This is a genomic window from Megasphaera sp. UBA4233, assembly GCF_002395615.1.
Taxonomy (GTDB): Bacteria; Bacillota; Negativicutes; order Veillonellales; family Megasphaeraceae; genus Megasphaera; species Megasphaera hexanoica.
Genome location: NZ_DGXL01000031.1, coordinates 1 through 2,562, shown reverse-complemented (window position 1 = coordinate 2,562; position 2,562 = coordinate 1). Strand labels below are relative to the sequence as shown.

The 2,562-nt window shown below is 46.4% G+C and carries 2 protein-coding genes; both read right to left on the bottom strand.

Going from position 1 to position 2,562, the window contains the following annotated elements; all coding sequences use genetic code 11:
• Positions 1 to 77: 77 nt before the first annotated feature.
• Positions 78 to 845 (bottom strand): ATP-binding protein, encoded by a 768-nt coding sequence (locus tag B2U90_RS11000; protein WP_292017802.1) that lies wholly within the window; start codon positions 843 to 845, stop codon positions 78 to 80.
• An 11-nt stretch (positions 846 to 856) separates the two neighbouring features.
• A complete protein-coding gene (gene istA / locus B2U90_RS10995) occupies positions 857 to 2,410 on the bottom strand; it encodes an IS21 family transposase (RefSeq protein WP_292017801.1) in 1,554 nt (517 codons plus the stop codon).
• Between the last annotated feature and the right edge of the window lie 152 nt (positions 2,411 to 2,562).

Genomic DNA, 2,562 nt, shown 5'->3' with positions numbered 1-2,562 from the left:
TGCAAATTCCGCAAGAAAGGCATGACCGTTCCGGAGGAACGGCACGCCAGTCCGCTTCAAACGGCATAAGCCGTTAGTTAATTACTCTGTCGCATGTCGCGACCATTGCATTCAAGCCGGTAGGCTTGCTTAGTCATTCTGCTGAGCACTGCATCAGCATAGGTGTTCTCCTGAAACAAGTCCCACCACTTCAGCACGGGAAACTGCGACACAATAATGGTGGATTTTCTGCTGTCCCGGGTCTCTATCACCTCAAACAGGTACCTGCATTTATCCATATCCAGTTCCATCAACCCGAAATCGTCAAGGACAAGCAAGTCGTAGCCCGCTAATTCATTAATATAATCATATATTGTTCCGTTGTTTTCTTCCTTTACACATAATTGGAGCAGCGTGGTAGACCGGATGTACTTGACAGAAAGGAACTGGTGTATCGCTGCTATGCATAAGGCGTTGGCGATATGTGTCTTTCCTGTACCGGTACTGCCAGTAATGAGAAGGTTCCTGGGTTCCCGGACCCATTCGCATTGCTGCAACTGTTCAATCATATGGATGTCCAACATCCGATCCGGTTCGTACAGGGCTTCATCAAAATCGGCATCTGGATATTTGAGCGTTGCTTTGGCAAATAACTTTTCCAGTTTCTTCTGCTGCCGTTGTTGCCACTCATAATTTATAATGTCTGAAATTCTGGTATGGAAGTCCCTCAGGTTTTCATTTGGGTTTAAGAATTGTCTCTTAAGGGCCTCTGCCATTTGGGAAGTCTTGAATGCATACAGATGTTCCAGAAGAAGGTTTTCTTCTTTCGTCAGATTTTCGTCGTATAGATATTTTTTTATAGCCATGGTAACCACCTTTACTTATAAAAGCCCTGACCCCGAATGTTCTCGTGTGTTGGGAGAGACGATTTTCCGGTCTGTTCCCCGTTCTTCAGTTTTGCAAGCACCCGTTTGAACGTGGAATACATACAGGAGTTCATCTGTATGCACTGGAATGCAGCCTCTTCGGCCAAGCCATACGGGAGGTCTTTGGCAGCGTGAAGGATTCCGGCGCAGGAATTATACGCCTGCTCTTCATGCTTGGAAGCCTTCAGTATCCGGTCAATTACCTCAGCCATGCTAGGCCCTGTTGCGGTTGCCCAACGCCTGTAGTAATTACCGTCCCTGGCGTTGACTTCTTTATAGTAAAGGTGTTCAGGTTTCATATGCTCGTTATCCGTAATATATTTGGGAAAGGGAGCATAAGCCCTGCGGTGTTTACAGATTAATTTGTTATATTGATCACAGATGCGGATCTCGGTTGCGGTTGCTTTCAGTATTGCGGGTTTACCATAATACGAGTAAAATACAGAGTAGTAGTGGTCGTCATATTCGATATGGTAATTATCCGGGACTTTAAGCACATACTTGTAGTCGCAGACCGTGAAACAATCGCCTGGCAGTGGTTTCATGCACGGTTTGTCGTATTTCTCGAATACCTCTTGTCGCGAGAAGGACTTGCCCTGGTAATTACGGGAATTGAGTTCCACTACTATTTTTTTGATTTCCGCATTGATCTGTTCCAGGCTCGTGTACTTCTTTTCTTTCAGTTTTTCAACAAGATGGGTTTCCAGATACTTCACGTGGCCCTCGACAGTAGCCTTGCCTTTCGGCTTATACGGGGGCGGCGGAAGGACAATCGTGTCGTAGAAATCTTCCAGGTCGGAAAAAGCAGATTGTAACGTCAGCTCATCCTTTGTATGTTTCTTGATAGCTGTTTTCAGGTTGTCCGGGACGAAATATTTGGTTACCGCGCCATAAAACTGAATGGCGTTAACGGTTCCGGTGATAAAGCTTGGCAGCTTTTCATTTAGAAACGCTTCGGCGTATATGGCACTACTGATGCCGAGCGTAGTAGCAAAGAGGTGGATTTTACGAAGCTCTCCGGTTACAACGTCAACCAGAAGCTCTGGCTGGTCCCCAACCCAGTCAATGTACATTTTCTCGCCGGGGATGCGTTCGACAGCCATGGACACTTTCTCTTCCGTTCCGTAATTTTCTTTTACGAAACGTTTGTAGTATTCGTAAAACTGGGAATGTCCATAACCCTCAGGATTTTGTTCCCGGTACTCGATCCAGCAATAGGCAAGGTTCACTTTGCTGTCTTTTGCATGGATGCGGTCGTACCAGTACTGAAAATCCGGCTCCGGGAGGTCTTTACGTTTCAGGTTCAGCGGCGGATAGAAAAGCTTTTCCACTTCGTGTGGCGCCATCCTCCTGAGTTCTTCCAGTGTAAGCCCGGAACCTTCAAATCTCTTAAGAATGAGCTGGGTTGCATTGGAACCGATGTGGTACCGCTGCTGGATGACTGAAAACGTGCACTTGTTTTGGCGCATGTTGATTACGCCGATAATGGTGTTGTAGCTTTGCATGATTTTCATGCCTCCTTTCGTAGTTTGGCTACGAAAGTACTATAACACGTATTAAATTATTATGCCGCTTGAAGCGGAATTTTATGCCGAACTGACCGGAAGGCACATGCCGCCATTACTGGAAAGCGCATACCGGTCGTCCGGAATATGCA

Excerpts from the sequence above, each read along its gene's own strand:
- istA (WP_292017801.1), bottom strand. The coding sequence starts at position 2,410 with ATGCAAAGCTACAACACCATTATCGGCGTAATCAACATGCGCCAAAAC.
- B2U90_RS11000 (WP_292017802.1), bottom strand. The coding sequence starts at position 845 with ATGGCTATAAAAAAATATCTATACGACGAAAATCTGACGAAAGAAGAA.